Consider the following 25,543-nt stretch of genomic DNA (forward strand, 5'->3'; position numbering starts at 1 on the left):
CCTTGATGTTGTCCTCCTTTTCGGTGGTCTATCGCCACAAGCCGATCCGGGTCAGTGCGGCCGCGATCTTTTTCTTCGGCTTCTCAGGTGCCGCGACGTCGCCCTACATGTCGCTGATCGGCATCCGTGAACTCGGATTGTCGGACGCCGTCTATTCTGTACTGATCTTCCTGGCGGCCGTGGTGAATGTCAGCGCCAGCGTGACCGCCGGAATCATTGCAGACCGGCTCGGACACTTCCGCTCGCCGATGATCCTGGCCGCGATCTTCGGCATCGTCGGCTTCGGGCTGGTTTATGTGGTGCCTACGCCTGTCATGTTTGCGATCGCGACGCTGGTTCTGATCCCGGTGTTCGGGACGATCAATTCGCTCATCTTCGCCAATATTCGTGCGGTTTCCTCGGGCATGGCCGTGCGCGAGCTGATGGCAGTGAATTCCGCCGTCCGTGCCATTCTCTCCGCCTCATGGGTCCTTGTGCCGGGGATCGTCGGGGCGCTGCTCGTCAGTCAGCCGAGCATGCTGCCGGCCTTTCTGCTGGCGAGCCTTGCCTGCCTCGTCTGCCTCCTGCTCTTCGTCTTCGGGCTGGATCGCCTGCCGCCGGTGCAGGAGGGGGAGCGGCAGCACTATTCCTTCTTCCGCTCCATCCGGCAGATTGGTTCGGCAAGCGTGTTGCCAAGGCTTCTGGCGATCTCATTGATCTCTGCCATGTTGCATGCCAATGGCACCGTCCTGCCGCTGATCGTCACCGGCAAGGCCGGCGGAACACCGGCCGATGTCGGCGTCATCGTCGGTATCGTCGCCTTCCTCGAGATCATCTTCATCCTCTTCTGGGGATGGGTCGAAGCCCGAACCTCCATCCTCTTCGCGATGGTCACGGCTGCGCTGATCTATTGCAGCTATCTCGTCTTCCTCGGCCTCGCCGACCGTCCCATGGATGTCTATCTGCTGACTGCCGTGGCCGGTCTCGGAGCGGCAGGCATTATCGCGATCCCGATCACCTATCTGCAGAACCTGATCGCGGACCGCGCCGGCCTCGGCAGCTCGCTGATTGCGGTCAACATCTTCCTGAGCGGTGGTATGGCTTCGCTGATGTTTGCGCTCGGCACCAGCATCAGCGACTATGCGGGCACGGCGATCATCGCCTCGATCGCCGGCTGTTCGGGCGTCTGCCTGCTGTGGCTGCTCGATCGGACGCCACGCGTGAAGACGGACGGTTGAGGGAGGGCATGGTGACATCTCGGGAGAAAGCCGCAGGACCGCTGCTCGAAATCTGCGTCGATGACGTCGCCGGGCTGGACGCGGCCGTCGCTGGTGGCGCTGACCGGATCGAGCTCTGTTCGGCACTTGGTTCCGGCGGGCTCACGCCCTCTCGTGGTTTCATGGTTGTCGCGGCCAAAGCACCGATCCCCGTCCATGCGCTGATCCGTCCGCGCGTCGGTGGCTTCATCTATAGCGAGGCGGAAGTCGCGCTGATGGAGGCTGACATTGTTGCGGCTCGCGAGGCCGGCTTGGCCGGCGTCGTCATCGGCGCGACCACGGCCGCTGGTGTGCTGGATGCCGACGTCATCCGTCGGCTCATCAACGCGGCAGAGGGACTGGACCTCACTTTGCATCGGGCGATTGATGTCGTCGGGGACATGGATGCCGCCCTCGATCTTGCGATCGAACTCGGTTTCTCCCGTGTGCTGACATCGGGCGGTGCGCGACATGCCGAAGAGGGCATTGATGTGATTGCCCCTCTGGCGAAGAGGGGTTCCGGCCGCATTTCGATCATGCCCGGCGGTGGCGTGCGGCCAGAGAATGCGGGTCGTTTTCTCGCGATTGCCGGGGTGAGGGAACTGCATGCGTCCTGCAGCCGGGCGGGTGTCAGCGAGCCACGACTGACCGAACTGGGTTTCTCGACCGAGACACCCCGGCACACGGATGCCGATACCGTCCGTCGCCTAAAGGCGCAGTTGCGGTTTGGACTGGACTGACCTTTAAGACGCCATCGCCTGGGCAGGTTTGGCCGCCAGGAACTTGACGGTCTCGGCCGCCAGCATCGGCTTGCTGAAGTAGTAGCCCTGCACCGCCCGGACACCGAGATTTTCAAGGATCCGCAGTTCCTCTTCCGTCTCGACGCCTTCGACAATCGCTTCCAGTTCCATCTCGGCGCAAAGCGCCAGCACCGATTTGACGATGTTGAAGCTCGTCCGGCGCGTGTGAATGTTGCGCACGAAGCTGCCGTCGATCTTGATCTTGGTGAGCGGTAGCTTGTGCACATGGCTCAAGCTGGAATAGCCGGTGCCGAAATCGTCGAGCGAAATGCCGGCCCCCATTTCGCGCAGCATCTGGATCGAGGCGCTCGCCTGCTCGAAGTCGTGCATGACGGCGGTTTCGGTGATCTCGAAGTTGATGCGGCGCGGGTCGAAGCCGCTCTTCAGCACGATCGAGACGATCTTCAACGTGTTTTCCGGCGAGCTGAGATCGTGCGGAGAGAGATTGAAGGAGAGATAGACGTCATCCGGCCACAGATGTGCAACGCTCAGGGCGCGTTCCAACAGGAGGCGCGTGATCAGCGTGATCCGACCATTGTGCTCGGCAACGGGAATGAACTCAGCAGGCGAAACCTGGCCGATGCGCGGGCTTTCCCAGCGCGCAAGAGCCTCGAAGCCGATGCAGATACGGCGGTTGATGCAGGTGATCGGCTGGAAGACGAGCGAGAGTTCCTTGTCCAGGTCGGCTGCGACGAGGGCCTCTTCGACGAGCTTCTGGCGGTTCAGTTCGTTGGCCTGGACGGCGTTGAAGATAACCGTGCCGGCCCGATGATGGCGCTTGGCGGTGTAGAGCGCATAGTCGGCAAGCTCATAGATTTCCTGCCCGGTTTCCCCGACATTCGGATAGAGGGCAAAGCCGACGGAGCCGGTGACCTGGACCATGCCGCTGCCGATATTGATGCGTTCGGCAATCAGTTCGCAGACCTTCTGGCCAAGCGCCATGACCTCGTTGTCGCCGCATTCACCCTCGAGCAAGAGGCCGAACTCGTCGCCGCCGAGACGATAGACCGACAGGCCTTTGTCATGGATGGCCGACAGGCGGGCACCGATTTCGATCAGGACCTTGTCGCCGGCGGAGTGACCATAGAGATCGTTGACCGGCTTGAATCCATCAAGGTCGATGACGCCAACCGCGAGTTTGTCTCCCGCGACGCTCGCCCGCGCAAAGGCCGTCTCCAGCATGTGGAAGAAGCTGCGGCGGTTGGGGAGCAGCGTCAGGCTGTCGAGATTGGCGAGGCGCAGGTTTTCGTCCGAGAGCGCCTGCATGGCCTTGTTCTGCTCCTGCAGCGCCTGTTGCTGCAGCATCAGGACGTTGCGAGATTCGTGCAGCTGGCGAAAGTCGCGGTAGTGCGAGACGAGGATCATGATCATCGCCATCGTCACCAGGATGACGTTGACGCCGGTGGCAATGAAGGTCGGCTCGCCCGAGAGACACATGACGACGAAGAAGGGCAGGTTGACCGTGACGGTCACGATCAGGGCTGCGGAGCGCAGGTGCATCAGGCAGAAGATGCAGCCGATGACGGTGATCGCCATGAAAAAGGCGACATGCGCTTTCTGATAGGCGTCGCCATAGGGGAGCAGCGAAATCGACCAGGCGGTGCAGAAGACCGCGATCGGAAAGCTGAGAATGTTGGTGGCGCGGAGCTGCCTATAGGCTTGCTCTGGCGTTCTCTGGCGGCGCCGGCCTCTAAGCCAAATCAGGGAGCGCAGGGCGAAGAGGGCCGTCAGGACAGTCGGCAGGTAGACGACGAGATAATCCGGTGCTGCACCCTGATGTGTCCAGGCGAGCGAGATCAAGTTCGTGGCAAGGATGAAGTAGAGCAGGGGGACCTGCTTGGAGAAAGCCTCGAACTGGGCCGCCGTCAACGCCGGATTGCCGTTGGGAACCTTGAGCAGGCCGAACCACTCTCCCATCCGGCTTCGGATGTCTTGCATCGTCCCTTTTTCAGCCACGCCTGTCCGCTCTCCCCTTCGCTCCGAGCTTGTTTTTTTATATGAGAATCCGTTAAAATTGCGGAAAGCGCGGACTACCAGATTCAAGCACCATCGAGTGTTGCCTTCAGATGGTCATTGCGGTTGGCTAAGTCGGCCGGTATCAGGATGCCTGATCCCAGGAGCCGTTTCACCGTGAATTCGATCTCTCGTCTGCTCGCCGCCCTCGTTGCCTCACTCTCAGCAGCATTGCCAGCCGCCGCCCAGGAGTGGCAGGCGACTGAAAAGGTGGAGCATTACAAGGTCAATGGCACTGCGCCGATGGAGCTCTACCAGTCGATCGGCGAGCGTGGGCCGAAGCTTAGCCTCGGGCGAGTGATCGCCCACACGACCTTCAAGCTCACCTGGCAGCGCGACTATCAGCAGCAGGGACAAGCTTGCGTTCTGGCGACGGCAAAGCCGAGACTGATTATTACCTACACGCTGCCGAAGCCTGCGCAGAAGCTTGCACCTGAGGTGGCGGCAAAGTGGGAGGCCTTCTACGACGGGATCGTCGAGCATGAGAAGCTGCACGGGCAGTTCATGAAGGACCTCACGCAGGCTATCCAGGATGTGTCGATCGGCCTGCGCGATGAAAACGATCCGGGCTGCAAGAAGGTACGTGCCGCACTTCAGGCCCAGTTGAAGCCGATCTCGGATGCGCATGTGGCGCGCCACAGCGAATACGACCAGGTCGAGATGTCACCGGGAGGTGCTGTGCATCAGCTGATCCTGACCTTCCTCAATCCGTGAAATGAAAAGGCGCCCACAAGGGGCGCCTTCAATTCCGTGTCAGATGCGTTCCAAAGCAATCGCAATGCCTTGGCCGACGCCGATGCACATGGTGGAGAGCGCATAGCGCCCGCCCGTTTCCTTCAGTTCCAGCGCTGCCGTTCCGGCGATGCGGGCGCCCGACATGCCGAGCGGGTGGCCGAGCGCGATGGCGCCGCCATTGCGGTTGACGCGCGGGTCGTCGTCGGCGATGCCGAGGTCGCGAAGCGTGGCGATGCCCTGGCTTGCAAAGGCTTCGTTCAGCTCGATCACGTCGATCTGCTGCTGCGTGAGACCCAGACGGGCGAGCAGCTTCTTCGAGGCCGGTGCCGGGCCGAAGCCCATGATGCGCGGCGGAACGCCAGCGGTTGCACCACCCAGGATTCGGGCGATCGGGTTGAGGCCATATTTCTTCACGGCGGCTTCCGACGCGATGATCAGGGCGGCGGCCCCGTCATTGACGCCCGAGGCATTGCCGGCGGTGACGCTGGCGCCTTCCATCTTGTTGACCGGCTTCAGCTTGGCGAGCGCCTCGACGGAGGTCGCGCGCGGATGCTCGTCGCGGTCGACGATCACGGGATCGCCCTTGCGCTGGGGCACGGTGACATCAACGATTTCCTTCGCCAGTCGGCCGTTGCCTTGCGCTTCTGCCGCCTTGGCCTGGCTGCGCACGGCAAAGGCGTCCTGGTCTTCACGCGAGACCTTGAAGTCGATTGCGACGTTGTCGCCGGTCTCCGGCATGGAATCGACGCCATACTGCCTCTTCATCAGCGGATTGACGAAGCGCCAGCCGATGGTGGTGTCGTAGATCTCGGCATTGCGCGAGAAGGCGGTGTCGGCCTTGGGCATGACGAAGGGGGCGCGGCTCATGCTTTCTACGCCGCCTGATATCATCAGCTCGGCCTCACCGGACTTGATGGCGCGGGCGGCGGTGATCACCGCATCCATTCCGGAGCCGCAGAGGCGGTTGATCGTGGTGCCGGTGACGGAGACTGGGAGACCCGCCAGCAGCGCCGACATGCGCGCGACATTGCGGTTGTCTTCGCCCGCCTGGTTGGCGCAGCCGAAGATCACGTCCTCGATGGCTTCCCAGTCGATGCCGGCATTACGCTCCATCAGCGCCTTCAGCGGCACGGCGCCGAGATCATCGGCGCGGACGGAGGAGAGCGAACCGCCGAAACGGCCGATGGGTGTGCGGATGTAGTCGCAGATAAAGGCTTCGGTCATTGCATTTTTCCTCACAGAGCCGGGACGACGAGGTCGGCGACTGAACCGTCGGTGTGCAGCTTGGCCCCGGTCATGGCCTGCAGCTCGTCCATGCTCATGGGGCCAAGCTTTTCGCGCACCACAAACTTGCCATCGACGATGTCGATTACGGCATGGCTCGTATAGACACGGGTGATGCAGCCGACGCCGGTGAGCGGGAAGGTGCAGCGCTCGACGAGCTTCGGCTTGCCGTCCTTGGTGACGTGTTCGGTGATGACGACGACCTGCTTTGCGCCATGCACCAGATCCATGGCGCCGCCGACGGCGGGAACGCCCTTGGAGCCGACGCGCCAGTTGGCGAGGTCACCGTTTTCCGCCACCTGATAGGCGCCGAGGATCGCGACATCGAGATGGCCGCCACGGACCATGGCGAAGCTGTCGGCATGGTGGAAGAAGGCAGCGCCCGGCTTCAGCGTCACGGCCTTCTTGCCGGCGTTGATCAGGTCCCAGTCTTCCTCACCGGCGGCTGGCGCTTCGCCGAAGTTCAGCACGCCGTTTTCGGTGTGGAAGATCGCTTCGCGTCCCTCGGGCTGGAACTTGGCCACCATTTCCGGGAAGCCGATGCCGAGGTTCACATAGGCGCCGTCCTCGATGTCCTGGGCCGCGCGCCAGGCGATCTGGGCGTTGGAGAGCTTGATGTCTTCGCGGGTGTCGATTGCAGGTGCGTCGGTCATGCGTATACCACTCCGGCCCGGATGAGCTCTTCTTCCTGTTGCGGGTTGGCGACTTCGACGACGCCATCGACAAAGATGCCGGGGGTGATCACCTGCTCCGGATTGATCTCGCCGGGCTTCACGATCTTCGAGACCTGAGCGATGGTCTTGGCGGCGGCCATGCACATCAGCGGATTAAAGTTGCGGCCGGCCATCCGGTAGGTCAGGTTGCCCATGGTATCGCCGAGATGCGCCTTGATGATGGCGAAGTCGGCTTTCAGCCAGCGTTCCTGGACGTAAGACCGTCCGTCGAACTCGGCGATCACCTTGCCATTGGCCAGTTCGGTGCCGAAGCCTGTCGGTGTGTAGAAGGCTGGGATGCCTGCGCCGCCGGCGCGGATGCGCTCGGCAAGCGTGCCCTGCGGAACGAGTTCCAGCTCGATCTCACCGGCGAGGTAGCGGTCGGTGAAGGCGCGCGGGTCGGAGGAGCGGGGGAAGGAGCAGATCATCTTCCTGACCATGCCAGCATCAATCATGGCGGCAATGCCGATGCGACCATTGCCGGCATTGTTGTTGATGACCGTGAGGTTCTTAGGGCCCTTGTCGATGAGCGCGTGAATGAGTTCGATCGGCGCCCCGGAGCCGCCGAAGCCTCCGATCATGACGGTTGCGCCATCGCCGATTCCAGCCACGGCATCTGCCAGGCTTGCAATTGTCTTGTCCATGGGAACTCCCGTTTCCTCGAGCGCGGTCTGGCCGCTTTCTCCTGTCGCCAAATATGACCGTGAAAACATCGACAGCAAGTATTTTGTGCGATATTTGATATTTGTTCGATAATCGCACGAATGTGGGTGGTGTGCTATGGCGATCGGTGAGCGCGATCTGATGGGTGGTTTCGCGAAGGGCTTGAAGGTGCTGGAGGCTTTTGGGCCTGAGCGCCAGCGGCTCAGCATCACCGAGGCGGCCGAAACCAGCGGCCTCGACAGAGCGACGGCACGGCGTTGCCTGCTGACGCTCGCGGAGCTCGGATATGCTGACTATGACGGCAAGTTCTTCTCGCTGACCTCAAAGATCCTCAGGATCGGCCATTCCTGGCTTTCGGCCACGCCGCTGCCGGTGCTGCTTCAGCCGCACCTCGATCAATTGTCAGAGCGGGTCGGGCATAGCGCATCGGCTTCCATTCTCGACAATACCGAGATCGTCTATATCGCCCGCGCTGCGCAAAAGCGGGTCATGTCGATCAACCTGATGCCGGGATCGCGCCTGCCGGCCTATAGCGCTTCGATGGGGCGGGTTCTGCTGGCCAGCCTTGCCGAGGCCGAGGTTGATGCCATTCTGGCAGTGACACAGTTCAAGGCACACACGCCGCGCACGCTGACCGATCCCGCGCGGCTCAAAGCGGAAATCGCCCGGGTCCGCGAGCAAGGCTATGCCGTCATCGATCAGGAACTCGAGATCGGCCTCTGTTCCATCGCCGTACCCATCAGCAATGATCGGGGACGCGTCGTGGCCGCCATCAATGTCGGCGCGCCTGCGGCTGTGCTTCCGGCGTCAGACCTGCCTGGGCATTGTCTGCCGGCGATGCTGGAGGTGCAGGCCAGGTTGCGACCGCTGCTGCCCTGAGCTCAGGCGTTGGCCACGTCCGACGCTGCCTCGCGGATCGTGCGCATGAGAAGCGCCAGCGGCATGGAGGGGACGGAATCGGCACGTACGGTCAGGCCCACCGGTCCCTTGGTCTCGCTCGTGTCGATCGGCAGGGCTGCCAGCGTGCCATCGGCAAGGTCGGTTGCCACAACGCCTGCCGAGATGATCCAGATCGCCTCCGTCTGGCGGACAAAGGCGCGACCGAAGCTATCGGAGACCGTTTCGATCTGGGTGGGTATGCCGGAGATGCCGTTGGCGATCAGGAAGCGCTCGACGAAGGGGCGGATGATCGAAGCCCGGGTCGGCATCAGCACGGGGTAGCGCTCCAGCTGGCCGAAGAGGTCCGAGCCGGCCAGAAGGAGCGGATGACCGGCGCGGACGCAGAAGATCACCTGCTCGGAATAAAGATGCTCGAAGGAAAAGCCGGTCATCTGCTCCGGTGCAGCGAGACGACCGACGACGAGGTCGAGATCGCCGACCCGCAATTGTTCGAGCAGAACGGCGTTCTCACCGGTGACGATCTTGATGCGGGCGGGCACGTCCTCCTTGAGGAACAAGGTCATCGCCTGAGGCATGATGCGGGTTGAGACCGTCGGCAGGGCGCCGATCCGGATCGGTGGTGCATCGGCATGCAATGCATGGGACACGGAATCGAAACCCTGGCGGAGCGCAGTGAGTGCTGCACCTGCATGCTTCAGGAACGCTTCGCCATAGCGGGTGATGCGGATGCCGCGGCCATCCTTTTCGAACACCGCGACGCCCAGCACTTCCTCCAGTTCCCGGATGGTCTTGGTCACCGCGGGCTGGCTGACATGCAGGAGTTCTGCCGCCTTCATCACGCTCTTCTGGCGCGAAACCTCCACGAAGGTCTGCAGATGGCGAAACTTGATGCGGTTATCGATCATGGAAAACATAACCCTATGGTTAGGTGTTTCGTGGAAAACATCATTTTACCTAACCAAATCGCGTGAGCAATATGGTGTCAACGGAGGAGGAACCCGTGCAGTTCGTTCAGGTCAACGGCGTCAGCCTGCATCACCAGATAATTGGTGGGCCGGGCAACAAGCCGGTCATCGTCTTCATCAATTCGCTCGGCACCGATTTTCGCATCTGGCGCGACGTGATCGTCCGGCTTGCCGGCAGCTATCCGCTGCTGACCTATGACAAGCGCGGGCATGGACTGTCTGACGTGGGCCATGCGCCCTATTCGGTCGAGGACCACGTCGACGATCTGATCGGCCTGCTCGAGCATATCAAGGTCAGCAATGCCGTGATCTGCGGGCTCTCTGTCGGCGGTCTCGTTGCGCAAGGGCTCTATGCGCGTCGGCCTGATCTGGTGAAGGCGCTCATCCTCTGCGACACGGCCCACAAGATCGGAACGGCGGAGATGTGGGCTGCCCGCATCGCAGCCATTGAAGAGGGCGGTCTTGATGGCATCGTCGATGGCGTCATGGAGCGCTGGTTCACGACTGCCTTCCGCAACAGTGATCCCGCCTTCCCCGGCTATCGCAACATGATGCTCCGCCAGCCGGTCGACGGCTACATCGGAACATGCGCGGCGATCCGCGATGCTGATTATACCGAAGCTGCCGGTCAGATTTCTGTTCCCACGCTCTGCGTCGTCGGCGATCAGGATGGGGCAACACCACCCGATCTCGTGCTGTCGCTTGCCAAGCTCGTGCCCGGCGCGCGCTATGAAGTCATCAAGGATGCTGGACACATTCCCTGTGTCGAGCAACCGGAAATGCTCACCACCATTATCGAGGCCTTTCTCGCGCCCGTCATTTCAGGAGAGGCAGCCCATGGCTGATGCCCGCAGTCCATCTGATCGCTATCGACAGGGTATGGCGACCCGCCGCCGTGTGCTGGGCGATGCCCATGTCGATCGCGCCTCGGCCTCGGCCACGCCGTTTGATCAGCCGTTCCAGGAGATGATCACCGAGGGCGCCTGGGGCACCGTCTGGTCGCGTCCCGGCATCAGCGCGCGCGAACGCTCGATGATCACGATCGCATTGCTTGCAGCACTCGGCCATGACGAAGAAGTCGCCATGCATGTTCGCGCCACCGCCAATACCGGGGCGAGCCGTGAGGATATTACCGAAGCGCTGATGCATGTCGCCATCTATGCCGGCGTTCCCGCCGCCAACAGGGCTTTCAAGATCGCCAAGCACGTGTTTGATAAGCTGGATGCCGGCGAGACCGGGGGAGGGAGCCATGACTGATCTTTCGAACAAGAAGCCGGAAACGGGCGCCTTCTTCCCGCGCGACCGCAACTGGCATCCGCCGGCCTATACGCCGACCTACAAGACGTCCGTCCTGCGCTCGCCGCAGAAGGCGCTGCTGTCGCTCGATGGCACAAAGTCCGAGATCACAGGTCCAGTGTTTGGTCACTCGATCCTGGGTGAGCTCGACAACGATCTGATCCACAACTTCGCCAAATCAGGCGAAAGCGCGATCGGCGAGCGCATCATCGTGCATGGGCGCGTGCTCGACGAGCGCGGCCGTCCTGTTCCCGGCGCGCTCATCGAGTTCTGGCAGGCCAATGCCGGTGGACGTTATCGCCACAAGAAGGAAAGTTATCTCGCACCGCTCGATCCGAATTTCGGCGGCTGCGGGCGGACGATCACCGATGAGAACGGCTATTATGCCTTCCGTACGATCAAGCCCGGCCCTTATCCCTGGCCGAATGGTGTCAACGACTGGCGCCCTGCCCATATCCACTTCTCGGTCTTCGGCCATGGCTTTTCGCAGCGCCTGATCACCCAGATGTATTTCGAGGGCGATCCGATGATCTGGAAGTGTCCGATCGTGCTGACGATCCCGGATCGCAAGGCGATCGAGCAGCTCGTGGCAGCCCTCGACTGGTCGGCGACCATCCCGATGGATGCGCGCGCCTACAAGTTCGACATGGTGTTGCGTGGTCGGCGTTCGACCTTGTTCGAAAACCGGATGGAGGGAAATTGATGGTCCAGGATCTCGGCTACCTCAAGGAAAGCGCCAGCCAAACGGCCGGCCCTTACGTCCATATCGGCCTCACGCCGAACTTCGCCGACATCAAGGGCGTCTATCCTGTCGATCTCGGCACCACCATGGTCAACGACAAGACGCGCGGCGAGCGTATCACGATCACTGGCCGCGTCATCGATGGCTCCGGCACGCCGCTCAAGGATGCGCTGATCGAAATCTGGCAGGCGGATGCCGACGGGATCTACAACAGCCCGTCAGAGACGCGCGGCAGCGCCGATCCGAACTTCACAGGTTGGGGGCGCTGCCCTTGTGACCTCTCGACCGGCGAATACCGGTTCGAGACAATCAAGCCGGGCCGGGTGCCGTTCCGGGATGGTCGCCTGATGGCGCCGCATATCTCTTTCTGGATCGTCGCGCGCGGCATCAATCTAGGCCTCAACACGCGCCTTTATTTCGGTGACGAAGAGGCGGCCAATACCGAGGATCCGATCCTCGCCCGCATCGAGCATCGGGTGCGCGTACCGACCCTGATTGCGCAGCGTGACGGTTCGACCTATCACTTCGACATTCACCTGCAGGGGGAGAAGGAGACGGTCTTCTTCGACATCTGAGAAGGGCCTTGAGATCAGCATGACCGCATCCGTCTTCGACCATCCGATCCTGTCTGGCCTTCTGGGTGACGAGGAAATTGGTGCCCATTTCTCGGCGGCAGCCGAGCTTTCGGCCATGCTGCGTTTCGAGGCGGCACTTGCTGAGGCGGAGGCTGCCGAAGGCGTGATCCCTGGTGAATCCGCGGAAGCGATTGGGGCGCTGCCGGAAGCTTTCGTGGCCGATCTCGATGCTCTGAAGCAGGCGATCGGGCGGGACGGTGTCGTCATCCCCGATCTCGTGCGGCAGTGGCGGGCAGGGCTTGGCGACGCCGGCAAACATCTCCATTTCGGCGCGACCAGCCAGGATGCCATCGATACCGGCCTGATGCTGCGGCTGGGTGCTGTGCTTTCAATCCTCGATCAGCGCATGGCGACCATCATTTCGTCGCTTGACGGTCTGGAGAAGCGCTTCGGGGCGCAGTCCCTTATGGGGCGCACGCGTATGCAGGCGGCGATCCCGATCACGGTTGCCGATCGACTTGCCACGTGGAAAGCGCCGATCATTGCCCATCGGGCTGCTGTTCAGGATGTGCTGAAAGCCGGCCTGCCGCTTCAGTTCGGCGGCGCTGCCGGCTCGCTCGAAAAGCTTGGAGATAAGGCGGCGTTCGTTCGTACAAGGCTCGCGGCGGTGCTTCAGCTCTCCGACCGGCCGCAATGGCACAGCCAGCGGGCGGTGATTGCCGAGATCGGCGGTCTGTTCTCCCAGATCAGCGGCAGCCTCGGCAAGATCGGCCAGGATCTGGCGCTGATGGCGGACAACGGCACGGCGGTGATCGGCGGCGGCGGCGCCTCTTCCGCCATGCCGCACAAGCGAAACCCGGTGAAGGCCGAAGTTCTGGTCACGCTCGCCCGGTTCAATGCCGTGCAGATCTCGGGCCTGCATCAGGCCCTGGTGCATGAGCAGGAGCGGTCGGGCGCTGCCTGGACGCTCGAGTGGATGATCCTGCCGCAGATGGCGATTGCCACCGGGGCTGCCACGCGGCTTGCAACGGAAGTCCTGCAGTCGATCGAGGCGCTCGGCGACCGCTGACTATCTCTCACTCGTGTCGGAAGCGTCTGTTGCGACGTAGCGGCGGGTGACCTTGCGCATCATCTTGATTTGCCGGACGAAGCCCGAGCAGGCGCCACACTTGAAGAGATGCAGACGCAGGCCGACGGTTTCGCCGAGCGACAGGCGTCTGTCGAGTTCGTCCGAGGCGAGTTTCGTTGCGTTTTCGCACATCATGACAATTTTTCCTCCGGCGCGAACCAGTGTCCTTGCAGGCAGTTGCGCAGACGAAGCCGCGCGCGGTGCATCAGGACATGCATGTTGGTGGTGGTGATGCCGATCTCGGCGCAGATTTCTTCCGTGTCCATCTCGACGAATTCACGCATCATGAAAACGCGGCCCTGATCGGGGGGCAAATGATCGAGGCAGGCCTCGAAGACCCGCCAGAAATCCTTCCCGAGCAGTTCGACTTCCGGATTGCCCCAGTCGCTCGGGCGATTTTCCGGAACCCAGTGACCCTTGGCGTCAAAGTAGCGCGGCTCATCCTCATCCGGAAAATGTCCGAGCGGCATGGCGATCATCTGCGATTGCTTGCGTTTGAAGCGGATCTGGTCGGCGATCTTGTTGCGCAGAATGGCGAAGACCCAGGTGCGAAAGGCGGACCGCCCGGCAAAGGCTTTGGCATTGCGAAGCGCGCCCGCGAGCGCCTCCTGAACGGCATCTTCGGCAAGGCCGGGATCGGCAAGCTGGAGGCTTGCGAAACTCAACATGCGTTGACGCAGCTCCGCCATGTACATCGCATCGGCCAGGAACGGTGCGGCTGCACCGTTTCCGCCGTTCAATTCCTGCTCGCCCGCATTCGCCATCGTGATCCCCCGGACATTGCCCGCGCCTGCCAAAGACCCGACGCGCTGCACAGCACGCCTCCGTTTAGTCGCGGCTTTCAGCGCCATCTTACAGGTCGCGCAGAAAAAATCTCATGTCAGGATCATCACCACGGCATAGGCCGCAAGCACCAGCAGCGTGACGTTGCGCCGGAGCGCCAGATACCAGGCGGGTTGGTCGCCTTTGCGGTGGATGCCGAGATCGGCGGCCAGCAGGACCAGAAATACCCCGACATGCAGCGCCATCGTCAAAGCCGGTATGTAAGGATAGGCCAGCAGCCCGCCGATGGCAGCGAGGGCCGCGACATTGCTCACGATCAGCATGAGCCGTGGATCCTGAGCGCGGATCTGAGCCTGGCTCCAGAGCGTGCCGGCCATGAAGCAGGCGATGCCGGTTCCGTAGGCGATGAAGGCTTGCGCGGCGAGTGCGGGCTGGTAGCCGAGCACCTGGGCCAGTCCCAGCGCCCAGAAGGGCAGGGCGCCGGCATAGGTCAGGAGTTTGGTGAGCGCGGGGTCGCGGTACATCGTCAGGCTCCTTGCAGATATGTGATCAGCCGTTCCGACAGGGCCGTGGCGCTTTCGACCGCTGCCTCGACGCGGTTGCCGAGGCACCAGTCGCCGCAGGCGCCGAGGCCGAGGGCTTCATCGAAGAGATACGGTTGGTCTGCGGCTTGGTCCACATTGGCATAGCGCCAGCGGTGCAGATCGAGCCACGTGGCGTTCGAGAAGTCCAGTCCAAGGAGCCGCTTCAGCGACGCAAGCATCTCCGATTTCACCTCGTCCCGGTCGCGTTCCAGGTTTGCCTCGGCCCAATCGTTGCGGCTGTGGATGGTAAGCGCGGTGTTCTGTCCGCGGCCCGGCTTGCTGCCCTCCACGGCAATCCAGCTCAGGATCGCATCGTCGATGCGCGCGGCATCGAAGTCGAGATGCAGGGGCTCATCGATGCCGATCATCAGGGTAAAGCAGCCGCTCATGCGGACACGGGCCAAAGCTTCGCGGCCGGAGAATGTCTCGGGCAACAGGCGGATGGTCTGTGGTGCCGGGGCGGTGGACATCACGAGATCGAAACGGCCGAGATCCTGGCCTTCGCTATCGGTCAGTGACCATCCATCTTCGGCACGGTTCAGCCCCGCCACGGTCGCTTCCTTGCGGACCTGAATGCCGCCGGCCAATCCGTTCGCAAACCCGCTCATGCCGGGCAGCCCGATATAGCGCGGCTCCGGTGGGCGGCTGTCGGTCACCAATCCGTCGGCCTTGAGCGTGTGCACTGCCTTCGGCCAGATGGCGGCATGACCTGCCTTGATGGCAACTTCCGCAACGGACCGGAATGCCGGCGAGCGGGCAGTGAAATACTGGGCGCCATGGTCGAAGGCAAAGCCCTCCCGGCGGCGGTTTGCCATGCGGCCGCCGAGGCCTCGGCTCTTTTCGAAAATGGTGACGTCGGCTGACGGGGCAAGCGCCCGCGCGAGCGTGATGCCGGCGATACCGGCTCCGATAATGGCAATGGACGTCTTCACGCAATCCCTCTCTCAAGCGCTTGGCGCGCTTATGCTTTACGCGGTTCAGGCGGTGGTGGATTTGCCGTCTTCGCTCGCTTCCAGCAGTGGCCGGATGAGCGGGTTCGGAAAGCGACGCTTTACCGTGACGGCGAAGAAGGATTCGATCATGCCAGGCAGGGCGTCGAACTCGACCAGGGTGCCAGCTTCGAGCTCGCCCTTGACGACGATGGGCGGCAGAACGGCAAGGCCTGCCCCTTCGCGGGCTAAAAGACGCATCATCGCCATGTCGTCGACTTCAGCCGCGATCTGGGGCGTGATGCCAAGGCGCGCGACGAGCGCTTCGAACTGCGAGCGCACGCCGCTTTCGAGCGTCGGCAGGATGACGGGATGCTCGGCCAGAAGGTCGGCGAGCTTCGCACCTGGTTTGCCGTAGGAGGGTTTGCCGATGAGGCTGACCCGCTGCTGGTAGACGTGCTGGGCGATGAAGGGTGTTACGGAATCGGCCATCGGCGCCTGGTTCAGGAGGACTATGTCGAGGTTCAATGCTTCCAGCGCGCCCAACAGCTCACTGGTGCTGCCCGAGCGCAGGATCATGTCGACGTCGGAGCGCCCGAGGATAGGACGCAGGAACTCCATCTGGAAGTTGCGTGACAGGGTGGCCAGCGCGCCGATACGGATGGCGCGGCGTGTCCTCCCGGTTTCCTTCAGCGTCTCGACCAGTTCCTCGCCGGCCGAAAAGATCGTGTCGGCATGGTCGAGCGCGATGCGACCGGCTTCCGTGAGATAGAGCTGTCGACCACGACGCTCGAAGAGAGAATGGCCCAACCGCTCCTCAAGCTGCTTGATCTGGATGGATAGCGCCGATTGCGACAGGTTCAGCCGCTCGGCTGTGCGGGTCAGGTTGCCGTCATGGGCGACGGCGCGGAAATAGCGGAGATGATGATAGTTCAGCTCGGACATGGTTCTATTTTATAGAACGAATTTAGAGAAACAATGAATTTTTCTTGTGATCACGCCGCTGATAACAGGTCTGTGAGATCGCCGCTGCCTCCTCCCAAGCAGCGGCCCAGCCTGGAGATATCACGTGATCCATATGCTGCCGCTTCTCGCGCCGCTGCTGCTTGCAGGTGCATCGCTCTATGCCTTCCAGGCGCCCGGGCTTCGTCCGCGTCAGGCGATCCGCGTTGCCGAATTCTCGGCCCTCGGTTCGATCCTCGTCGCCGTCCTTTCGGCTGTCGTCCTGATGCTGCAGGGGCCGGGAACCAGCCCGGCGATCGGCTACAGCTATTTCGCGCTTGCCTCGCGGCTTGATCTCGTCAGCCTGGTGATGCTGCTGCTCGTGTCCTTTATCGGTTGGGTGGTGCTGCGTTATGCCGGCACTTTCCTTGACGGCGAAGAGCGGCAGGGCCCGTTCACCGGCTGGATGACGGCAACACTTGCCGCCGTCCTGCTCCTCGTCCAGTCCGGCACGCTGCTGCAGCTCGTCGTCGGCTGGGTGGCAACCAGTCTCCTCCTGCATCAGCTGCTGCTCTTCTATCCTGACAGGATCGCTGCCCAGCGCGCCGCGCGCAAGAAGTTCATCGTCTCGCGCACCGGTGACGCCGCCCTGATCGGCGCTGTTATCCTGCTCGCCATTTCCTTCGGCACCGGCGACATCGCCACCATTCTCGCCGCGGCCCGCGAGGGCGAGGGGCTGCCGCTGACGATTGCCGCTGCTGCCCTGCTAGCGATCGCAGCACTTCTGAAGTCCGCCCAGTTCCCGACCCATGGCTGGCTGACGGAAGTGATGGAATCGCCGACCCCGGTTTCGGCCCTTCTGCATGCTGGCGTCGTCAATGCCGGCGGTTTCCTCTTGATCCGCTTTGCCGATGTCATGCTGCAGGCCCCGGTGGTGCTTGCGGTGCTGGTCATGGTCGGTGGCTTCACGGCGCTGTTCGGCAGTCTCGTGATGCTCACCCAGTCGGCGGTGAAGACTTCCCTCGCCTGGTCCACGGTTGCGCAGATGGGCTTCATGATCCTGCAGTGTGGTCTGGCGCTCTTCCCGATCGCACTGCTGCACATCGTCGCGCACTCGCTCTACAAGGCGCATGCCTTCCTCGCCTCCGGCTCGGCCATCGAGACGGTTGCCTCGATTCGGCGCCCCGGTCCGGTCGCGATCCCGAATGCCAAGGCGGTCGGACGCGCCTTCCTGCTGGCGCTTGCCATCTATGCCGTCATCGGTGTGCTCTTCGGCTTTGCCGACAAGCCGCCGCAGGCGCTCGCACTCGGTGCGATCCTGATCTTCGGCGTCGCCTATCTCATTGCGCAAGGCTTGGCGGATGCGGCTCCCCGGGCGCTCACCTGGCGGACCTCGCTCTACGCGATCTCGGCGGCCACGGCCTACTTCGCCCTGCAGCGCATCTCCGACAAGCTGATGCTTGGCACGCTGCCGGCGACCCCGCAGCCCGGGCCGCTTGAATGGACGCTGATGCTGCTTGCCGTCGTGACCTTCGGCGTGGTGGCGGTCGCTCAATCGCTCTTCCCGCTCTGGGCCTATCATCCGGCGGCTGCGGGCCTCAGGGTTCATCTCGCCAACGGCCTCTACGTCAATGCCCTCTTCGATCGCCTGCTCGGTGGCTGGACGCTTCCGCGCTCCACCTCCGCAACGCCTGCTTCCGTGAAGGAGTGAACCGATGACCGAGACGACCACAGTGGACACCCTGCATGGCGAAGCGCTTGCCCGGGCGGCAGATCAGGCGGTGCGGGCGATCCCGCCGGCCTGGCCGCTGACGGCGACCGTTGCCGTCAACCCCTTCCTCGGTCAGATCACCGAGACGCTCGACCAGACGGCGGCCCGGCTCGCCCGGATCGGCGGCGTCCGGCTGGCATTGCCGCGCAAGCACTATGCGGACCTGATTGCCAAGGGCGAGATCACGGATGAGGACCTCAGCGCAGCGCTTCAGTCGAGCGCGCTTTTCAACCGCATCGACCTGCCGGCGCTCAAGGCTGCCGTAGCCGAGGAGCCGCAGCCGGTTGCCGCACTTCCGACGATCGCGGAGCTTGCCGCGCGGGCCACGGGCAAGGATTGGCCGGGGCTCGTCTCCGAGCGGATCGGCACCTTTGCAGCCGGTTTCTTCGATCAGGGCCAGGCCCTTTGGGCCGCGTCTCGGCGGAACGGTCTCTACGCCGCCTGGCGTGCCTTCGCGACCCATGACCTGACGCCTGAGATCCTGGGCTTCAAAGGCTTCAGCATTCATGTCGACGAAACGCCGGAGACTCCGCATGGGGCGATCGAGCGGGCGGCCGTTGCGCTCGGCCTCGGCGCCGAACCCGGCACCTATTTCCATCAGCTGCTGCTGACCGTCGGCGGCTGGGCGCAGTATGCGCGCCATATCCAGTTCAAGGCCGAGGTCGAGGGACGCACGGACACCACGGCGCTTGAGCTGCTGGCGATCCGTCTCGTGTTCGAAGAGGCCCTTTACGCCCGGCACAAGACCGCCATTGAGGGTGAGTGGCAGCAGGTGCGGCGGAGCCATGTCGAGCCTGTCAGCCCTGACTTTGATACAGTCATCGACGGGTTGCTGCAGGTCGCTGCCGAGCGCGCGGCGCAGCGGAAGCTCGCGGCCACGCTTGCTGCACCCTCGCCGATCAAGGTTGCCGAGTTGCGGCCCGTCCTGCAGGCGGCCTTCTGTATCGACGTGCGCTCGGAAGTCTTCCGTCGCTCGCTCGAAAGCGTTGATCCTGCTGTCCGCACGCTCGGATTTGCCGGCTTCTTCGGTCTGGGCGCCAGCCACAAGGGCTTTGCCTCTGACGTATCAGAGCATCGCTTGCCGGTCCTCCTGAAGCCTTCCGTCTTCAGCTGCAGCGCCGTCGATCACGACGAGGACGCCGACCAGCAGGCGCGGTTCAGCGCGCGCGCCACCCGTGCCTGGGGTCGTTTCAAGCTGGCTGCCGTCTCCTCCTTCGCCTTCGTGGAAGCCATGGGGCCGGTTTATGCGGGCAAGCTGATGCGCGATGGTCTCGGCTTCGGCAAGGGCAAAGGTCCTGATGCCGCCAAGCCGCGCTTTGCGCCGAGCCTCGATCTCGACACGCGGGCGGTGGTTGCTGAGACCGTGCTCAAGGCCATGTCGCTGACGGAAGGTTTCGGCCGCTTCGTGCTGATCGCCGGCCATGGGGCCAATGTGGTGAACAACCCTTATGCCAGCGCCCTTCACTGCGGCGCCTGCGGTGGCTATGCGGGCGACGTCAATGCGCGTCTCCTGGCTGATCTGCTGAACGACCGCGCCGTGCGGGAAAAGCTGGCGGTGAACGGGATCAACATCCCGGCTGATACCGTCTTCCTCGGTGGCCTGCACGATACGACGACGGATAGCGTGACGCTGTTCGAAGACGATCTGGAAAACGACCTCGCAGCGGAGGATATCGTCCGTATCCGGCAATGGCTTGCCCAGGCCGGACGCCTTACCCGCGCCGAGCGGGCGCGGCGGCTGCCTCGGGCGACGGCAGAGAGTGTCATCGCGCGCAGCAAGGACTGGTCGGAAGTGCGGCCCGAGCTCGGGCTTGCCGGCTGCCGCGCCTTTATCGCGGCACCGCGCACGCGGACGGCTGGCCGGTCACTGGAAGGGCAGGCCTTCCTGCACGACTATGTCTGGAAGAAGGATGAGGGCTTCAAGATCCTCGAACTGATCCTGACCGCCCCCGTCGTCGTCGCGAGCTGGATCAGCCTTCAATACTTCGGCTCATCGGTCGCCCCGTCGCTCTTTGGCGGTGGCAACAAGCTGTTGCACAATGTCGTCGGCGGTATCGGGGTCGTCGAGGGCAATGGCGGCAACCTGCGCGCCGGGCTTCCCTGGCAGTCGGTGCATGACGGGGAAAATTTCGTCCACGAGCCGCTGCGGCTGACGGTCGCCGTCGAGGCGCCGAAGGAGGCGATATCAGACATCCTGAAGCGGCATGCGCAGGTACGGGCGCTATTCGACAATGGCTGGCTCAACCTCTTTGCACTCGACGAGCAGGGCCAGATGGCCTGGCGCTACACTGGCAATCTCGGCTGGACGGATGTTCGCCCGGGTGCAGCATCGGGCGTCGAGCAGAAGGCCGCGAGCTGAATTGGGACAAGAGCAAGCCGCCGGCCTTTTGCGCCGGCGGTCGACTATTTGCCTGTCAGATGGCGCCGGCGGTCTGGAGCCGCGACGTCTCCGACATGTGCGATGCCGTCTTGCTGCTCGCAAGCAGGCGCTCGGCCTCAGCCATCATCAGCGGGCCGACACCCTTGATGTCATCCGGCCGGATGGCTTCGGTGAGATAGTAGGCGATGCTTCCGTCGCGATAGATGCCTTGGAAGGGACCGAGGCCCGCGACGCAGCAGATATTCTGCAACTGCCGTCGCCCGCCCTCGACGGGTCGTACCTCATGATCGGCAAGCGCCTGCAGCGCGGATCGCCCGAGACCGCCGTGTCGGTCGATACCCAGCCGTTCGGACTTTTGCAGGGCGTAGGCGAACATGGCTGTTGCCGAGCTTTCAGGGTAGTTGTCGCTCGCGTCCGGCGCATCGATCACCTGCAGCCAGCGATGATCTTTGGTCACCAGCGCGGCAAGCCGATCGTTGAGTGCTGCCAGTCGGGCCGATAGATCGCGGCGGTAATTGCCCTCCGGAAGATGCTCGATCACGTCGACAAAGGCCATGGCGAGCCAACCGATGGACCGCGCCCAATGGGCGGGCGACAGGCCGGTGTCGGGATCGGCCCAGTCCTGCAGGCGCGACTCGTCGTAGCCGTGGCGATAGAGGCCGGAGGCTGCGTCGAATGTCAGATCGAGCGCCGTGTTGAACTGGGCGATAGCGTCATCCACGAGGCGCTGATCACTGAGTGCCAGGCCAAGCTCCACCTTGAACGGCATGGCCATGTAGAGGCCATCCAGCCAGACCTGATGCGGATAGCGCAGCTTGTGCCAATAGGGGCCGCTTCCGATGCGGGGGTGATGGGTGAGCTGCCGGCCAAGCAACTTGGCGGCCTCCAGATAACGGCCCTGTCCCGTCTGGCGATTGAGGTAGAACAGTGCCCGGCCTGGCAGAATGTTGTCGATGTTGAATTCGGTAATCCGGTAGTCGGTAAGACCGCCGTCGGCATCCACCTGCGCATCGACGAGACGGGTCAGGTGGTCGAGCCAGCGCCGGTCTCCCGTCGCCTGATGCAGCGTGATTAGGCCGCGATAGAGGCAGCCGTCCTCATAACACCAGGCACCGGCCTTGTAGGGTTCGTAGTCGCGAGCGTAGTCGTCGAAATAGGAGATCAGCATCGGTCTTCATGGGTCCGGGTGAATGGAAGCGGGTGAGAGGCGCGTCAGGCGACTGAACCTCGTGTTTTCGGCAATGATGCCGGCGTGGCGCAGTTCCGGCAGATGACAGGCCATTTCCGGCACGGCGGGTTTTGCATCGGCGCTGTAGCCAATGTGCATGCCGTCGATCGACACCGCATCGATGGTGGATTCCGGCAGCCCGTAGAAGACGGCAGCCGCCGTCTCGGCGCCGGAAACCTCGAGATTGCGGATGTCGATGCACTCGATCTTCGGCGTGGTCACGGAGACGGGCAGGGCAATACGGGACTGCACATAGTCGGATCGGCCATCGGCATCGCAGAAGTAGAAGGCGTTGACGGCAATCGGGGTCGCGACGTGCTCCATGCGGCAATCATGGACGCTGATATTCGAGACGCTGCCGCCACGGCCACGGCGGGTTTTGATGCGCAGTCCCCGGTCGGTGCCGATGAAATGGCAGCGACTGATCGTGACGTCGCCGATGCCCTGGCTCATCTCGCTGCCCATGACCACGGCGCCATGGCCGCGCTGCATCAGGCAGTTGCGGATCTCGACATTGCGGGTCGCCCTGTCAGGGCCGCCGCGCGGATCGCGCTTGCCGGCCTTGAGCGCCACGCAGTCGTCGCCGACGGAAATGTCGAGGCCAACAAGGCGGATGTTCTGGCTGGATTCGGGGTTCAGCCCGTCGGTGTTCGGGGTATCAGGATGGTTGCGGATCGTCAGTCCGGCGGCGAGAACATCCTCGCAAAGCACCGGATGGACCGTCCAGGACGGGGAATTCTGGACAGTGATACCTGAGAGCGTCAGGTTTCGGCAGCCGGACAGGAAGATCGTGCGTGGACGCCGGGCGCCATCGCGGGTTTCCTTCGGCCAGGTCCACCAGTCGCCGCGATCGCCGCCTCCATCAACGACACCCTTGCCGCAGATCGTCAGGTTGTCGCAATCGATCGCCGTTAGCAGGCTGGCGAAGCAGGCTTCCGCGACCCCTTCCCAGGTGCCGAGCACGCGCCCGTCCGGATGCCGGGCGGATAGGATCGGGCGCCCATCGCGGGTGCCGATGTCTTGCAGAACCGCGCTCTCCTCGATCAGCAGTGTCATGTCACTTTTCAAGAAAAGCGGGCCTGAAAACCAGGAGCCGGCGGGCAGCCGGAGTGTTCCACCCGCCGGCACCGCGGCGATCGCGGACTGGATCGCCTTGGTATTGTCCTCGCTGTCTGGTCGCGCGCCATGGTCGCGGATATCGACCAGGGCCGTCTCGTCGGCTGTACGAAAGGTGATGCCACCGACTGCGGTCGAGAAGCGGTACTCGTTGTCAGGTTCTAGACCGTCGAGGGACAGCACGACCGAGGTCGCGCTGCCGGTCTTGACCGTCGTGCCGTCACCCAGCTGCAGCACCCAGGGCAACGCCCGGTCGAGGGCGAACAGATGCGCGTCCGCCTCGATCGTGAGTGTTGCCGTCCTTGACGACAGGTGCAGCAGCTGGATGGGGCCGTCGGTCAAGATCGTCTTCCTCAAATGCCGGTCAGCGCGCTGTTGATGCCGTCGATGATCTCGGCGGCGGCGTCTTCGGCGGAAGCCTGGCCGTAGGCGAAGGCCTCGAAGGTGCTGTCGAAGGCTTCCGTCACGCGGGGATGCTCGTTGAGCGGCGAGACGCCGACACCGTTGCTTTCCAACACGATCTTGTTCGCCTCCACCTGCACCGGCTTGATCGAGCCTGCCTTGGAGAGTTCGTCGAGTGCCACCTTGCTGGAGGGCACGCCACGGGTCGCGCCGAGGATCTTGATCGCTTCCGGATCGTTCAGCAGGCAGTTGACGATCTCGGCGGCCGCCTTCGGCTCCTTGCTGTTCTTGGAGATCGCCAGGAGCATCGAGGGCTTGCGATAGACGCCTTCGGTCGTCGCGCCCTCGATCTGCAAGAGCTTGACGGGCACGAGTTGCTGGCCTTCCTCCATCGGACCGGAAATCTTGCCGTAGGTGCTGTCCCACTGATAGGTGCCGGCGATCTTGCCGCTGGCCCAGGCCGGGTTTTCATGCAGCGGCGCATTGCCGCCGGCAGCTACGTCCTTCCAGGACTTGATGACGCCGTTGTCGACCATGGTCTGGTAGAACTTCAGGCCATCGGCCAGTTCTTCCACGGTCCAGGCAACCTGGTTGGTCGCGGGATCGATCAGGTCCTTGCCGGTCTTCTGCGTGGTACGCAGGATCACGACGAGGCGGGCGTCGAGCGCCGTGCCTTCGAAGGGATAGTAATCCTGACCGAGCTTTTCCTTCATGACCGGGGCTGCGGCGAGCAGTTCGTCCCAGGTAGTCGGGATTGCGAGCCCTGCCTTGTCGTAGGTGGTCTTGTTGAACATGAAGACGCGGCCGGTGGTCGAAACGGGCAGGCCGTTCAGCTTGCCCTCGACGGTGCCACCCTTCAGGTCCGTCTCCGACCACTGGCTGAGGTCAATGACGTCCTTGAACTCGTTGAGATCGACGAAGCCGTCGCCGTTCTTGGAGAAGATCGGCAGCCATGGCCAGTTGATCTGCATGATGTCGGCTTCGGTGCGACCGGCGAGCTGCGTGGTGATCTTTTCCTGGTGACCGGTCCAGCCGGTAAACTCGGGCGAAACGGTATGGCCGAACTTGCCACCGCAGAGCTTCAAAGCTTCCTGCGTGGCGATATGGCGGTCGTCGCTGCCCCACCACGACATGCGAAGGTCGGCGGCATAGGCAGTGCTCAGGCTGGTTGCCGCAAGAAGTGCGGCGGTCATGATCAAGGTTCTCATTCTGGCTCCTCCCAAGTTAGAACGATGACGGCTTTCAGTCGGCGAGCGAGATGTTCTCGCCCGTCATGCGGTTGAAGATGTGCGTGGACCGGATGTCGGGGCTCAGCCAGACGCGGTTGTCGCGGATCGCGGACCGGTCGTACTGGCTGGAGGGCACGACGGCGATGACGCGTTCGCCGCCGATATCCACGTAGAGATAGACTTCGTGGCCCATGAACTCGACATGGCTGATGCGCCCCGACAGCGTGCCCGGCGTTTCGGGCGGCGCGATCTTCAGATGCTGCGGGCGTATACCGATGGTGACCTCACGCGCGGCATCGCGATGGAGCCGCTGGGCAAGGCCATCCATGATCGAGAGCGTCTGGCCGGCAGTGACGAGTTCTCCGTTGCCGGTGAGCTCTGCCGCAATCAGGTTCATTTCCGGACTACCGATGAAGCCGGCAACGAAGGCATTGGCCGGGCGATTGTAGAGCGTTACGGGATCGGCCACCTGCATGATGTGCCCGTCCTTCATGACGCAGATCCGGTCGCCCATGGTCATGGCTTCGGTCTGGTCGTGGGTGACGTAGATGACGGTCGCAGCCATGCCGTCGGCCTTCAGCTGCTTGTGCAGATCGGTGATGCGCACGCGCATCGAGGCGCGCAGCTTGGCGTCGAGGTTCGACAGTGGCTCGTCGAAGAGGAAGACCTGCGGCTTCTTGATCAGCGCACGGCCGACGGCGACGCGCTGGGCCTGGCCACCGGAGAGTTGCTTCGGCAACCGGTTGAGCAGGGCGCCAATCTCCAGCGTGCCCGCCACCTTGTCGGTCGCTTCGTCGATCTCGGCCTGGGGGCGCCGTTTGAGTCGCATGGAGAAGGAGAGGTTCTTCTTCACCTTCATGTGCGGATAGAGCGCGTAATTCTGAAAGACCATGGAGATGCCGCGGTCTCCGGGGGCGCGGTCGTTGACGAGCTCGCCGCCGATGCGGATCTCGCCGCCGGTAATCCTTTCCAGGCCGGCGATCATGCGCAGCGTTGTCGACTTGGCGCAGCCGGAGGGGCCGACCAGGACCATGAACTCGCCGTCTTCGACATCGAGGTTAATGCCATGCACCGCACGGAAGGCGCCATAGTCTTTTTCGAGGTTTTTCAGTTGCAACCGGGCCATTGA

General features: G+C 63.1%; 25 protein-coding genes. 11 read left to right on the forward strand and 14 right to left on the reverse strand.

The window, feature by feature from the left end:
• The first annotated feature begins 5 nt into the window (after positions 1-5).
• Together AC02Y0_RS01520 and AC02Y0_RS01525 are read left to right on the forward strand one after the other, a co-directional pair.
• Positions 6-1,217, forward strand: coding sequence for an MFS transporter (locus tag AC02Y0_RS01520; protein WP_476381852.1), 1,212 nt, complete (start codon positions 6-8; stop codon positions 1,215-1,217).
• An 8-nt stretch (positions 1,218-1,225) separates the two neighbouring features.
• Positions 1,226-1,975 (forward strand): copper homeostasis protein CutC, encoded by a 750-nt coding sequence (locus AC02Y0_RS01525; protein WP_476381853.1) that lies wholly within the window; start codon positions 1,226-1,228, stop codon positions 1,973-1,975.
• A gap of 3 nt (positions 1,976-1,978) precedes the next feature.
• Here AC02Y0_RS01525 and AC02Y0_RS01530 read toward each other — a convergent pair whose 3' ends face one another.
• A complete protein-coding gene (locus tag AC02Y0_RS01530) occupies positions 1,979-3,973 on the reverse strand; it encodes a putative bifunctional diguanylate cyclase/phosphodiesterase (protein ID WP_476381855.1) in 1,995 nt (664 codons plus the stop codon).
• Positions 3,974-4,165: 192 nt separating this feature from the next.
• On the opposite strand from AC02Y0_RS01530, the gene AC02Y0_RS01535 reads away from it, so the two are divergent.
• Positions 4,166-4,762, forward strand: coding sequence for a DUF922 domain-containing Zn-dependent protease (locus AC02Y0_RS01535; RefSeq protein ID WP_476381857.1), 597 nt, complete (start codon positions 4,166-4,168; stop codon positions 4,760-4,762).
• Between the two features lie 39 nt (positions 4,763-4,801).
• Here AC02Y0_RS01535 and pcaF read toward each other — a convergent pair whose 3' ends face one another.
• The 3 genes from pcaF to AC02Y0_RS01550 are packed head-to-tail and all read right to left on the reverse strand — an operon-like array spanning position 4,802 to position 7,424.
• A complete protein-coding gene (gene pcaF / locus AC02Y0_RS01540) occupies positions 4,802-6,007 on the reverse strand; it encodes a 3-oxoadipyl-CoA thiolase (RefSeq protein WP_476381859.1) in 1,206 nt (401 codons plus the stop codon).
• 11 nt (positions 6,008-6,018) lie between these two features.
• Positions 6,019-6,720 carry a 3-oxoacid CoA-transferase subunit B gene (locus AC02Y0_RS01545; RefSeq protein ID WP_476381861.1) on the reverse strand — a complete coding sequence of 234 codons (702 nt, stop codon included), beginning with the start codon at positions 6,718-6,720 and terminating at the stop codon, positions 6,019-6,021.
• Positions 6,717-7,424: a 3-oxoacid CoA-transferase subunit A gene (locus AC02Y0_RS01550; protein WP_476381863.1), complete on the reverse strand. Its 708-nt coding sequence runs from the start codon at positions 7,422-7,424 to the stop codon at positions 6,717-6,719. The genes AC02Y0_RS01545 and AC02Y0_RS01550 overlap by 4 nt, the downstream gene beginning before the upstream one ends.
• 136 nt (positions 7,425-7,560) lie before the next feature.
• Here AC02Y0_RS01550 and AC02Y0_RS01555 point away from each other — a divergent pair, with 136 nt between their 5' ends.
• On the forward strand, positions 7,561-8,322 hold the full coding sequence (locus tag AC02Y0_RS01555; protein WP_476381865.1) for an IclR family transcriptional regulator: 762 nt from the start codon (positions 7,561-7,563) through the stop codon (positions 8,320-8,322).
• Positions 8,323-8,324: 2 nt separating this feature from the next.
• Here AC02Y0_RS01555 and pcaQ read toward each other — a convergent pair whose 3' ends face one another.
• Positions 8,325-9,248 (reverse strand): pca operon transcription factor PcaQ, encoded by a 924-nt coding sequence (gene pcaQ / locus AC02Y0_RS01560; RefSeq protein WP_476381866.1) that lies wholly within the window; start codon positions 9,246-9,248, stop codon positions 8,325-8,327.
• Between the two features lie 95 nt (positions 9,249-9,343).
• Here pcaQ and pcaD point away from each other — a divergent pair, with 95 nt between their 5' ends.
• The 5 genes from pcaD to AC02Y0_RS01585 are packed head-to-tail and all read left to right on the forward strand — an operon-like array spanning position 9,344 to position 12,990.
• Positions 9,344-10,153: a 3-oxoadipate enol-lactonase gene (pcaD, locus tag AC02Y0_RS01565; protein WP_476381868.1), complete on the forward strand. Its 810-nt coding sequence runs from the start codon at positions 9,344-9,346 to the stop codon at positions 10,151-10,153.
• Positions 10,146-10,565 (forward strand): 4-carboxymuconolactone decarboxylase, encoded by a 420-nt coding sequence (pcaC, locus tag AC02Y0_RS01570; protein WP_476381869.1) that lies wholly within the window; start codon positions 10,146-10,148, stop codon positions 10,563-10,565. Before pcaD ends, pcaC begins: the two co-directional genes overlap by 8 nt.
• On the forward strand, positions 10,558-11,307 hold the full coding sequence (gene pcaH, locus AC02Y0_RS01575) for a protocatechuate 3,4-dioxygenase subunit beta (RefSeq protein ID WP_476381870.1): 750 nt from the start codon (positions 10,558-10,560) through the stop codon (positions 11,305-11,307). The genes pcaC and pcaH overlap by 8 nt, the downstream gene beginning before the upstream one ends.
• A complete protein-coding gene (pcaG, locus tag AC02Y0_RS01580) occupies positions 11,307-11,921 on the forward strand; it encodes a protocatechuate 3,4-dioxygenase subunit alpha (RefSeq protein ID WP_476381872.1) in 615 nt (204 codons plus the stop codon). Before pcaH ends, pcaG begins: the two co-directional genes overlap by 1 nt.
• Before the next feature lie 19 nt (positions 11,922-11,940).
• Positions 11,941-12,990, forward strand: a complete 1,050-nt coding sequence (locus AC02Y0_RS01585) for a 3-carboxy-cis,cis-muconate cycloisomerase (RefSeq protein WP_476381874.1) — start codon at positions 11,941-11,943, stop codon at positions 12,988-12,990.
• Here the strand turns inward: AC02Y0_RS01585 and AC02Y0_RS01590 are convergent, their stop codons facing one another.
• The 5 genes from AC02Y0_RS01590 to AC02Y0_RS01610 all read right to left on the reverse strand — a co-directional run bounded on the left by AC02Y0_RS01590 (position 12,991) and on the right by AC02Y0_RS01610 (position 16,291).
• On the reverse strand, positions 12,991-13,185 hold the full coding sequence (locus AC02Y0_RS01590) for a zf-HC2 domain-containing protein (protein WP_476381876.1): 195 nt from the start codon (positions 13,183-13,185) through the stop codon (positions 12,991-12,993).
• Entirely contained in the window at positions 13,182-13,814 is a 633-nt protein-coding gene (locus tag AC02Y0_RS01595; protein ID WP_476381878.1) for a sigma-70 family RNA polymerase sigma factor, read from the reverse strand. Before AC02Y0_RS01595 ends, AC02Y0_RS01590 begins: the two co-directional genes overlap by 4 nt.
• Positions 13,815-13,925: 111 nt before the next feature.
• Positions 13,926-14,357 carry a DUF3429 domain-containing protein gene (locus tag AC02Y0_RS01600; protein WP_476381881.1) on the reverse strand — a complete coding sequence of 144 codons (432 nt, stop codon included), beginning with the start codon at positions 14,355-14,357 and terminating at the stop codon, positions 13,926-13,928.
• A gap of 2 nt (positions 14,358-14,359) precedes the next feature.
• The gene (locus AC02Y0_RS01605) at positions 14,360-15,349 is read right to left on the reverse strand and encodes an NAD(P)/FAD-dependent oxidoreductase (protein WP_476381884.1); all 990 of its coding nucleotides are present in this window, start codon (positions 15,347-15,349) and stop codon (positions 14,360-14,362) included.
• A gap of 45 nt (positions 15,350-15,394) precedes the next feature.
• Positions 15,395-16,291, reverse strand: a complete 897-nt coding sequence (locus AC02Y0_RS01610) for a LysR family transcriptional regulator (protein WP_476381885.1) — start codon at positions 16,289-16,291, stop codon at positions 15,395-15,397.
• Between the two features lie 133 nt (positions 16,292-16,424).
• Between AC02Y0_RS01610 and AC02Y0_RS01615 the strand changes: the two genes are divergently transcribed.
• A complete protein-coding gene (locus AC02Y0_RS01615; protein ID WP_476383932.1) occupies positions 16,425-17,999 on the forward strand; it encodes a proton-conducting transporter transmembrane domain-containing protein in 1,575 nt (524 codons plus the stop codon).
• A 4-nt stretch (positions 18,000-18,003) separates the two neighbouring features.
• The gene (locus AC02Y0_RS01620) at positions 18,004-20,418 is read left to right on the forward strand and encodes a YbcC family protein (protein ID WP_476381887.1); all 2,415 of its coding nucleotides are present in this window, start codon (positions 18,004-18,006) and stop codon (positions 20,416-20,418) included.
• Positions 20,419-20,473: 55 nt separating this feature from the next.
• On the opposite strand, the gene AC02Y0_RS01625 is transcribed toward AC02Y0_RS01620, so the two are convergent.
• Genes AC02Y0_RS01625 through AC02Y0_RS01640 form a run of 4 tightly spaced genes read right to left on the reverse strand, consistent with a single transcriptional unit; the run spans position 20,474 to position 25,540 of the window.
• Entirely contained in the window at positions 20,474-21,607 is a 1,134-nt protein-coding gene (locus tag AC02Y0_RS01625; protein ID WP_476381889.1) for a glycoside hydrolase family 88/105 protein, read from the reverse strand.
• Positions 21,608-21,613: 6 nt separating this feature from the next.
• Positions 21,614-23,125, reverse strand: coding sequence for a polygalacturonase PglA (gene pglA / locus AC02Y0_RS01630; protein WP_476381891.1), 1,512 nt, complete (start codon positions 23,123-23,125; stop codon positions 21,614-21,616).
• 11 nt (positions 23,126-23,136) lie between these two features.
• Positions 23,137-24,393 carry an ABC transporter substrate-binding protein gene (locus tag AC02Y0_RS01635; RefSeq protein WP_476381892.1) on the reverse strand — a complete coding sequence of 419 codons (1,257 nt, stop codon included), beginning with the start codon at positions 24,391-24,393 and terminating at the stop codon, positions 23,137-23,139.
• Positions 24,394-24,427: 34 nt separating this feature from the next.
• On the reverse strand, positions 24,428-25,540 hold the full coding sequence (locus tag AC02Y0_RS01640) for an ABC transporter ATP-binding protein (protein ID WP_476381894.1): 1,113 nt from the start codon (positions 25,538-25,540) through the stop codon (positions 24,428-24,430).
• Between the last annotated feature and the right edge of the window lie 3 nt (positions 25,541-25,543).

The organism is Allorhizobium sp. nf9_anc, from assembly GCF_056323085.1.

Excerpts from the sequence above, each read along its gene's own strand:
- AC02Y0_RS01615 (WP_476383932.1), top strand. The coding sequence starts at position 16,425 with ATGCTGCCGCTTCTCGCGCCGCTGCTGCTTGCAGGTGCATCGCTCTAT.
- AC02Y0_RS01550 (WP_476381863.1), bottom strand. The coding sequence starts at position 7,424 with ATGGACAAGACAATTGCAAGCCTGGCAGATGCCGTGGCTGGAATCGGC.
- AC02Y0_RS01545 (WP_476381861.1), bottom strand. The coding sequence starts at position 6,720 with ATGACCGACGCACCTGCAATCGACACCCGCGAAGACATCAAGCTCTCC.
- AC02Y0_RS01635 (WP_476381892.1), bottom strand. The coding sequence starts at position 24,393 with ATGAGAACCTTGATCATGACCGCCGCACTTCTTGCGGCAACCAGCCTG.
- AC02Y0_RS01640 (WP_476381894.1), bottom strand. The coding sequence starts at position 25,540 with ATGGCCCGGTTGCAACTGAAAAACCTCGAAAAAGACTATGGCGCCTTC.
- pcaC (WP_476381869.1), top strand. The coding sequence starts at position 10,146 with ATGGCTGATGCCCGCAGTCCATCTGATCGCTATCGACAGGGTATGGCG.
- AC02Y0_RS01625 (WP_476381889.1), bottom strand. The coding sequence starts at position 21,607 with ATGCTGATCTCCTATTTCGACGACTACGCTCGCGACTACGAACCCTAC.
- AC02Y0_RS01525 (WP_476381853.1), top strand. The coding sequence starts at position 1,226 with ATGGTGACATCTCGGGAGAAAGCCGCAGGACCGCTGCTCGAAATCTGC.
- AC02Y0_RS01620 (WP_476381887.1), top strand. The coding sequence starts at position 18,004 with ATGACCGAGACGACCACAGTGGACACCCTGCATGGCGAAGCGCTTGCC.
- AC02Y0_RS01585 (WP_476381874.1), top strand. The coding sequence starts at position 11,941 with ATGACCGCATCCGTCTTCGACCATCCGATCCTGTCTGGCCTTCTGGGT.
- AC02Y0_RS01590 (WP_476381876.1), bottom strand. The coding sequence starts at position 13,185 with ATGATGTGCGAAAACGCAACGAAACTCGCCTCGGACGAACTCGACAGA.
- pcaQ (WP_476381866.1), bottom strand. The coding sequence starts at position 9,248 with ATGATCGATAACCGCATCAAGTTTCGCCATCTGCAGACCTTCGTGGAG.
- AC02Y0_RS01555 (WP_476381865.1), top strand. The coding sequence starts at position 7,561 with ATGGCGATCGGTGAGCGCGATCTGATGGGTGGTTTCGCGAAGGGCTTG.
- pcaF (WP_476381859.1), bottom strand. The coding sequence starts at position 6,007 with ATGACCGAAGCCTTTATCTGCGACTACATCCGCACACCCATCGGCCGT.
- AC02Y0_RS01520 (WP_476381852.1), top strand. The coding sequence starts at position 6 with ATGTTGTCCTCCTTTTCGGTGGTCTATCGCCACAAGCCGATCCGGGTC.
- AC02Y0_RS01610 (WP_476381885.1), bottom strand. The coding sequence starts at position 16,291 with ATGTCCGAGCTGAACTATCATCATCTCCGCTATTTCCGCGCCGTCGCC.
- pcaH (WP_476381870.1), top strand. The coding sequence starts at position 10,558 with ATGACTGATCTTTCGAACAAGAAGCCGGAAACGGGCGCCTTCTTCCCG.
- AC02Y0_RS01600 (WP_476381881.1), bottom strand. The coding sequence starts at position 14,357 with ATGTACCGCGACCCCGCGCTCACCAAACTCCTGACCTATGCCGGCGCC.
- AC02Y0_RS01530 (WP_476381855.1), bottom strand. The coding sequence starts at position 3,973 with ATGCAAGACATCCGAAGCCGGATGGGAGAGTGGTTCGGCCTGCTCAAG.
- AC02Y0_RS01595 (WP_476381878.1), bottom strand. The coding sequence starts at position 13,814 with ATGGCGAATGCGGGCGAGCAGGAATTGAACGGCGGAAACGGTGCAGCC.
- pcaG (WP_476381872.1), top strand. The coding sequence starts at position 11,307 with ATGGTCCAGGATCTCGGCTACCTCAAGGAAAGCGCCAGCCAAACGGCC.